General features: G+C 61.8%; 6 protein-coding genes. 4 read left to right on the top strand and 2 right to left on the bottom strand.

Annotated features, from left to right (window positions below; translation table 11 throughout):
- The first annotated feature begins 366 nt into the window (after positions 1 to 366).
- Positions 367 to 1605, top strand: coding sequence for an MFS transporter (locus EA346_RS07930; RefSeq protein ID WP_296757320.1), 1239 nt, complete (start codon positions 367 to 369; stop codon positions 1603 to 1605).
- Positions 1606 to 1914: 309 nt separating this feature from the next.
- Here the strand turns inward: EA346_RS07930 and EA346_RS07935 are convergent, their stop codons facing one another.
- On the bottom strand, positions 1915 to 3372 hold the full coding sequence (locus tag EA346_RS07935) for a phospholipase D-like domain-containing protein (protein ID WP_296757321.1): 1458 nt from the start codon (positions 3370 to 3372) through the stop codon (positions 1915 to 1917).
- Between the two features lie 388 nt (positions 3373 to 3760).
- Between EA346_RS07935 and EA346_RS07940 the strand changes: the two genes are divergently transcribed.
- Positions 3761 to 4141: a hypothetical protein gene (locus tag EA346_RS07940; RefSeq protein WP_296757323.1), complete on the top strand. Its 381-nt coding sequence runs from the start codon at positions 3761 to 3763 to the stop codon at positions 4139 to 4141.
- A 287-nt stretch (positions 4142 to 4428) separates the two neighbouring features.
- Here EA346_RS07940 and EA346_RS07945 read toward each other — a convergent pair whose 3' ends face one another.
- Positions 4429 to 5784, bottom strand: a complete 1356-nt coding sequence (locus tag EA346_RS07945; RefSeq protein WP_296757324.1) for an MgtC/SapB family protein — start codon at positions 5782 to 5784, stop codon at positions 4429 to 4431.
- A 226-nt stretch (positions 5785 to 6010) separates the two neighbouring features.
- On the opposite strand from EA346_RS07945, the gene EA346_RS07950 reads away from it, so the two are divergent.
- A complete protein-coding gene (locus EA346_RS07950; RefSeq protein ID WP_296757326.1) occupies positions 6011 to 7042 on the top strand; it encodes a DUF21 domain-containing protein in 1032 nt (343 codons plus the stop codon).
- A complete protein-coding gene (locus tag EA346_RS07955) occupies positions 7029 to 7316 on the top strand; it encodes a hypothetical protein (RefSeq protein WP_296757327.1) in 288 nt (95 codons plus the stop codon). Before EA346_RS07950 ends, EA346_RS07955 begins: the two co-directional genes overlap by 14 nt.
- The last annotated feature ends 178 nt before the right edge of the window (positions 7317 to 7494 follow it).

Raw genomic sequence — 7494 nt, forward strand, 5'->3', positions numbered from 1 at the left:
GGTCAACCCTTTCCGCTGAAGCTGGAGATTGTGTTCCCCGCAACCAGGTGTTCGGCTGCAACTCAGCGGCAGTTGCGCAACGCTCGCGAAAGGCTGGTGACTGCATGTCGCTTTCGCGGATCTTTGCCAAAACCATAACAAAATGAAGTTGGGTTATTCAATGACGGTTCGGGGGTCCCTGTGTCACCCGTCCAGTTGCGCCCGGCCGCGGCTTCCGGGCATCCTCAAGCTGGCGGAAGACGATGTCCCGCAGCCCGGTCATGCCAACTGCGGTGTCCTCGTTAGCCACCCGACCCCCGAGAAGGACACCGTCGGCGTCAGACGGCTGGCCTCTGTAAACCCGGAATAGGGTGAGGAGCGACTGGAATGAGCGGTTCCTCAGGCATCGCAACAAAGGGCTTCGTGGCCTTGATGATCACGGTGTTCATCAATGCGCTGAACGACAATTTCTTCCGGCTCGTCTTCCTCTTTCTCGCGCTACGCGTGTATGTCACCGAAGGGGATGGAACCTTCTACTACAGCCTGATCGGCTTCATCTTCCTGCTTCCATTCGTGCTGTTTTCCCCCTATGCGGGATATGTCGGTGATCGTTACAGCAAGAAGGCGGTGATCGTCAGCACCCGGGCGGCCGAGGCCGTGGTTCTGATGACCGCCGCGGTGATGCTGGTGCTGCAGAATATGCCCGGTCTGTTCATCGCCCTGTTTCTGATGGGGATGCAAAGCGCGTTCTTCAGCCCGGTGAAGTTCGGGATCCTGCCGGAGGTCGTTCGTGAGGAGGAACTGTCGCGAGCGAATGGCCACATGCAGCTGTGGACCTTCCTTGCGATCATCCTTGGCACGGCACTGGCCGGGTTCATCATGGAATGGGCGGGTGACGCGTTGTGGATGCCTGCGACGGTGATCGTGGTCTTTTCCCTCCTGGGCCTGATCTCGAGCTTATTCGTGACCCGCACCGAGGCCGAGGGGGATCCGGCGCCCTTCCGCCTGAACGCGCTCGCCGATGTGGGGGCGGCGATTGGGGAGATTCACCGCTTCCGCGTGCTGTTTCTGGTCGTGTTGGGAATCGCCTGGTTCTGGGCGTTGGGAACCCTGTATCAGCTGAACGTGCCGATGTTCGCGGAACTCCAGTTACAGGTGGGCGAGATGCGGACCGGAATCATCCTCACCCTGCTGGCGGTGGGGATCGGCGTCGGCAGCATCGCCGCGGGCCAGCTGGCCGGAGGCCGGATCGAGATGAGGCACGTACCCGCCGGAATGCTTGCCGTGGGCGTGTTCAGCTCCCTCCTTTTCCTTGCGGGCGGCAGTTATGTCGCTACCCTCGTCCTGTCCTTTCTGCTGGGTGTCGGCGCGGGCTTTTTCATCGTGCCGATTTCCGCCTACCTCCAGAATGAAAGTCCGGCCAAGCGGCGCGCCCGGTTCATCGCTGCGAGCAATTTCTTGGCTTTTTCGGCGATGCTCATGGCGCCCGTGCTGTTCTGGATCCTGACCGGACCGCTGGGCGCCACCCCGGGCCACATCTTCGTTGTCTCGGGCCTGGCCTCGATCCTGGTCGGCGTCTACACGGTTCATCTCTTGCGAAGAGGCAGGCTGGATGACCGGTCATGACGGCGGACCGCACATCACGCGCGTTCGGGTCTTGAAGGAGGCTTCGCTATACTCGCCGCAATTCCCTCATGCACAGGTGTTGGAAGATGACGTCAAGCGGCAAGCCATCAAAGGAGGAGTAAGCGGGCGGTCCTGGCGCGCTGAACCCACTGACGAGACCGTCGAGGCCATGGCTGGCCTCGGATCGCGAGTCGGACCTGAGCGAGGAAAAAGCGGCCTGACCGAGCAGCCTGTGGGACTTGGGCTGCCAGTGTCGACCCTGGCCTTCTTCTGCCTGCGATGTTGAAGCCACTGCGCTCACGGGACGGTTCAGAACGACGAAAGGCCCGTGGCTTCCATCAGCCGATAGCGCCAGTAGCGAAGGCGGGAGTCATCGGCATGCTCGCGGTAGGGAAGGCTGTGGATGCGGTCCGGCTCGTTGTTCCAGCGGGCGTCGAAAACGTCGGCGGCATCGGCCATCACCGCCGTCTTCGCGTCGGCCCGGACCTGCACGTTGGTTTCCAGGTTGAAGTTGTCGAGGTTGCGCCGGGTGAAGTTGGCGGAGCCCGCGAGCAGCGTGGCGTCTCCATTGCGGGTGCGATGCAGGAGCATCTTGGCGTGGCACTGTTCGCCTTCGGTGTTGCACCAGCGTACCGGCACGCCGGCTCCATGCAGCTCCCTGGCGACCGGCCGGTTGGGGATGCCCCGCTTTTCGCGACCGAACGCGTCTCGGTTCGGATCAAGAAGCAGCCGCAGTTCGACCCCGCGCTGCTGCGCGGCGACCAAGGCCCGGACGACGGCCCGGTGCGAGAGATAGAACATCCACAGGTCCAGTCGATCGCCGTCCCCGGCGGCTTCAATCATCTCGAGGGTGGCATCGCGAATCTGTGATTCCGTCAGAATGCGGACCCGGGTTTGCGCATCGACAGCGCCGTTGTCCGTGATGGGATCCGGAAAGGCGATTCGGGTACCGTTCGAGAATGCGACGACCGCGCGTTCGGTATGCAACAGGTCGATTGCCGCGTCGCCTCGGAAGCGCACGGCGATATTGTCGTGCCGGCTGCTGGCGTCATGCGGATTGCCCGAGGTCACCAAGCCGGTCCAGCCGTCCGGCCCGTCCGTAACCAGCGTCTTGCGGTGGTTCGCCTTGAAGTTCAGAAGCGCGAGATAGGTGCGGATGGTGACGGGCGTCTCGCCTACCGGGTTCGGCAGCCAGCCCCCATTCGAATCGTTACCGAACCACTGACAGCAGATGCGCCAGGCGGCGGACCACAACGGATTGGAATCACGCAGGACCCGCAGATCGGTCTCGATCACGCGGATTCCATGCGCCTCCAGCCGCGAAAACAGCGGCTGCTTCACGCCGCCGTAGAGGGTATTGAACGGGTCAGTGATCAGGAGCACCTCAAGCTTCTCGGGTCCTTGTGCGCGACGCTCCGTCAAGCCATCCACGAGTTCGCTTGAGAGCGGGCGGTGCCCGTCATCGACAGTGCCGGCAAACTGATTGACGAGAAAGAAATCCGCGACCACCAGCGATTGTGCCCGCGCAACCATTTCCAGTGCGGCGTCGAAGATCTCATGGTGGGTATGCTGTTCGCCGCGGGTATCCAGCCAAGTGCTGTCGACCAGGAATTCCACGGCCTCAGCCGCTCGGTAGGGAGTCGCGACATCGAGCCCGTCAGGCAGGGGCTTGTAGACGTGGTACACGCCTGTCAGCACGTATGCAACGAGGAGCACCACCACGAACACGCGGTGCGGCCTATTGCGGAACCAATCCCATACTGTCATGCCTGCGTCCATTAAAGTCTTGAGACAACCCGGATCTACAGGGTGCCGATGCATCCTTGCGGCGTCCAGACCGAAGTCCGGGATTCACCGTTTGGCCTTCCTGCTCGCGTGCGCTCCTTGCGCGCGTACGCGTCTTGCGGGCATGCTCGTCGACTAAATGCCGGCGTGCAGGACGCGCTCGGGGTGCGTGTTTCGATGCTGCCCGATCTTCTGGATCGTACGGAGTCATTCAGTAGCAGACCATGCTGCGGCGCACTGGGTTGTAGACAGCTGGGTCGTGAAAACGGGTTCCATGGGATGGATCCGTCCGCGGTTTTGCAGGCCATTGTGGCAGCCGGCGGGGAAGACGAAGCCAATGCTGCCAGTTGGACGTAATCAGGAGCGAACGATGAGCGACGAATTGAGCAATCTCGATCTCGTGAAGTGGTACTTCAATGTCTGCAATACAGCCCTGGCGACGCCGAATGCGAACCCGGTCATCACTCTGGTCGAGTCGCTGGTGATCAAGGTGACGTCGAACCGGGTCATCACCCTGAGGCTGGTCGACGACTCGCAGGAAACGATTGGCTGGTACACCACCCGGTTCGTTGATGGCCAATTCGGACCCGTGGAAGAAGGCGAGTACGACCCGGACAGCCGATTTACAATGCGACGTTCCTTCCTGAGAAAAGTGGTCGAGGACAGTGACCAGTACATCGAGCACCCCGAACGACTCGACTGGTCATGGATGACACCCGCGGGGTCGGACCAAGCCAAGCCATTGAAATAAAATAAAAAAACGGTGTTTTTGGGCGGTTTTTCTGGCCTTATCGGGGTGTTTTTGGGGGCAAAAACGGGCTTCCAGGCGTGGTGTGCGTCAGAAGCCCTAGTGGTCCATGCGGAAAGTTCGGTATCAGATCGCGGCGCCAGACACGCCGGCGCTGCGTTGGGCAAGTTTGAAATAGAGTGGCTATTCCTGCACTTGCCCGCCTTGCTCCGGCGCGTCTGGCTGTGCTCCATAGTCATCGAACTTTCCGCATGGCCCACTAGACGGCTGTCGCCCGGATCCGTTGTTTGTCAAAGGAACACCCACCACGTCGTCAAGCCGGTAGCGATTACGAATAGTGTTGACGCACCAACGCGGCTGCCGAGACGCACTCCCCCGATTCCCCCCGCGAGCCCTGCCTTCACGCAGGCGTTGACGAACGCCGCGATCAGGATTGCGAGGGCGGCCGTGGAAGTGGCGAGATCTTCGCTCGCCATGTTGGCCAGCGACAGGGTGATCGCATCCACATCGGCGAGGCCCGAGACGGCCGACAACAGGTAGATGCCGGTGTCCCCGTATCGATCCGAGAGAGCCCTGGAAAGCACCATCAGCCCTGCGAGCAGGGCCGCGAACAGCAGGGCGGGCCGGAGTTCAAAGGGATTTTGCAGCCGCGCGTTTGCCGTTTTCGAACCCTGCACGCTCCAATGCCAGAAGAGCGCGGCTGCGAGATAGTTGACGACGCTCATGGCCAGCATCGGCCAGAGCAGGGCGGTGGCCAATGACCAGTTGAAGATGCTGCTAAGCACAAGCATGCGGGGAAACATGGTCGCGCCGGCCACGAGGATCCCGGCTGCCAGCAGGTTCTCGGCACCATGACTTCTGCGGGCGATGCGGGAGAGACTGACGGTGGCCGCCGTCGACGAAGCGAGTCCCGCAAAAAGCCCCGTGGCGACGATGCCCTTGCGCTCTCCGACGATCTTCATGGCGAAGTAGCCGACGAAAGAGATCCCGGTGATCAGGACAACCATCCACCAGATCCGGTACGGGTTCAGAGCCTCCCAGGGCCCATAGCCTTCGTTCGGCAGCAGAGGCAGGATCACGACCGAAATCACCAGCAGTTTCAGGGCCGCGTACAGTTCGCGTTCCTCCAGTCGGCTAACCCAGGCATGCAAGGTCGGCTTCACGCCGAGCAGGATGGTCGTGACCACCGCGCCGGCGGCAGCCAGTGCCCCATGCCCCAGACCCGCCATGGCCCCGAAGGCAAACGCGAGCAGAGCGGCAATAATGCCGGTGATGCCGATGTCAGGATCCTGAACGCGATGCTGTGTCAGGGCATAGGCGACCGCCAGGACCACTGCCAGGCTCGCAAACGCGACCGCGAGCATGGCTGTTCCGGTCTCGTGAGCCAGCAAACCCCAGGCGCCGCCGAGAAGACCGATGAGCGCAAAGGTACGGATACCCGCGATCCGTTGTCCCTCTTCCTGCTCCCGTCCTTTCCAGCCACGCTCCAGGCCAATCACCAGGCCAAGACCCAGCGCGATGCCGAGGGCGTAGAATGCTGTGATATCGCCGTTGATCGTGGCTCCTCCAGGTAGGGTTTGCAGGCGGCTGCAGGGGTTCTTTCCTCGCTGTTGGCTCCCGGGGCCGTTTGCCGTGCCTGCGAGCATATCGCGTTGAGACCAAGGTTCGCAGCTTGCGCATCGAGCGGTGGGGTGACGGCTCCCGCGAGGAAACGCGACAGTTCCCCCTGAGCGCCGTGAACGCGTTTGCGGCCTTCGTTGGATCGCGCAGGTGCGCGTGGATGGCGCCTTCTTCGAAGCAGTGGGGGGTGGCCTCCAGTATCGTGATGGCCTTTCTGTCGCCCCAGTTGTGGGCGCATTCCGAGGTGACCGGATGACCCTGCTGACCTGGATCGGGATTCTGCTCTGCCTGTCGCAATCGGCGATGCTTTCCGGGTTGAATCTCGGTCTGTTCTCGCTGGGGAAACTCGAACTCGAGGTCGCTGCACGCAAGGGGGATGAGCGCGCCGCGCGTGTGCTGAAGCTGCGCGAAGACGCCAACTTCGCGCTGGTGACGATTCTGTGGGGGAACGTCGCGGTCAATGTGCTGTTGGCCCTGCTTTCGGGCTCGGTGCTGACCGGCGTGGCCGCGTTCCTGTTTTCGACCGTGGTGATCACGATCTTTGCAGAGATCATTCCGCAGTCCTATTTCACCCGCAATGCGCTGCGCATGGCGTCGATGCTGACCCCCGTCCTGCGTTTCTACCAGGTGCTTCTGTACCCGGTCGCGCGGCCGACGGCCTGGGTGCTCGATGCGTGGCTCGGCGGCGAGAGCATCCGTTATTTTCCCGAGCGGGACCTGCGGCAACTGATCCAGTTGCACATGGAGTCTGCCGAGTCCGAAATTGCCCGTGTGGAGGGGCAGGGCGCGCTCAATTTTCTTGAGCTCGACGACGTGCCCCTGGACGAGGAGGGAGAGCTGATCGACAGGGAGAGTCTGCTGCGTCTGGAGTTCGATGGACCACACCCGGTATTTCCAGTGATCTCGCCCAGCCCGGAGGATCCGTTCCTCCAGGCGCTCAACCGTTCTGGCAAGACCTGGGCGGTCATCCTCGACCAGGCAGAGCGGCCGCGACTCGTGTTGAGTACCGACGATTTCATGCGCGAGGCGCTGTTCGATCCCGACCGGTTCAACCCCTTTCGACATTGCCATCGCCCAATCCTGGTGCGGCGCGGTGACACCAAGCTGGGCGAGCTGATTCAGCATTTCCGTCTATATTCCGGACCTGAGGGCGACGATATCGTTGAGGATGACGTCGTCCTGTTGTGGGATGACCGGCCCCGTGTATTGACCGGCACGGACATCCTGGGCCGCCTGTTACGGGGAATAGCCACGAGGAGAGGAGTAAGCGATGAACGACCGTGAAAAATATGCCGAGAAGATGAAGGCCAAGCTGGATGAGTGGAATGCCGACCTGAACAAGCTGGAGGCGAAGTCCCGGGAGGCCGAAGCGGAGTGGCAGTTGAAATACGACGAGCAGATCCAGGAGTTGCGGGAGCAGCGCAACCAGGTCGAGGAACGCCTGCGCGAGTTGCAGAAAGCCAGCGATGAGTCCTGGAAACGACTGCGGGAAGGGATGGAACTGGCGTGGGACGACATGGCCAAGGCATTTCGGGACGCGGCTGACCGCTTCCGGTGATTGCGGCTGCCAGGCAGCATCGTCCCTGGCTGACCGCTGGCACGTCGGGTTACGCTACGCTAACCCGACCTACAGAACTTTCACGCTAACTTTCATGCCGTTGGGGGGTGCGGCACCCCTGATGATGAAAAGCCGCAAACTGTAGGTCGGGTTAGCCCAAAGGGCGTAACCCGACGGG

Source organism: Thioalkalivibrio sp., assembly GCF_007692535.1.
Classification (GTDB): domain Bacteria; phylum Pseudomonadota; class Gammaproteobacteria; order Ectothiorhodospirales; family Ectothiorhodospiraceae; genus Thioalkalivibrio.

Coding starts and splice junctions, on each gene's coding strand:
- EA346_RS07945 (WP_296757324.1), bottom strand. CDS start 5,784: ATGCTCGCAGGCACGGCAAACGGCCCCGGGAGCCAACAGCGAGGAAAG.
- EA346_RS07950 (WP_296757326.1), top strand. CDS start 6,011: ATGACCCTGCTGACCTGGATCGGGATTCTGCTCTGCCTGTCGCAATCG.
- EA346_RS07935 (WP_296757321.1), bottom strand. CDS start 3,372: ATGACAGTATGGGATTGGTTCCGCAATAGGCCGCACCGCGTGTTCGTG.
- EA346_RS07940 (WP_296757323.1), top strand. CDS start 3,761: ATGAGCGACGAATTGAGCAATCTCGATCTCGTGAAGTGGTACTTCAAT.
- EA346_RS07955 (WP_296757327.1), top strand. CDS start 7,029: ATGAACGACCGTGAAAAATATGCCGAGAAGATGAAGGCCAAGCTGGAT.
- EA346_RS07930 (WP_296757320.1), top strand. CDS start 367: ATGAGCGGTTCCTCAGGCATCGCAACAAAGGGCTTCGTGGCCTTGATG.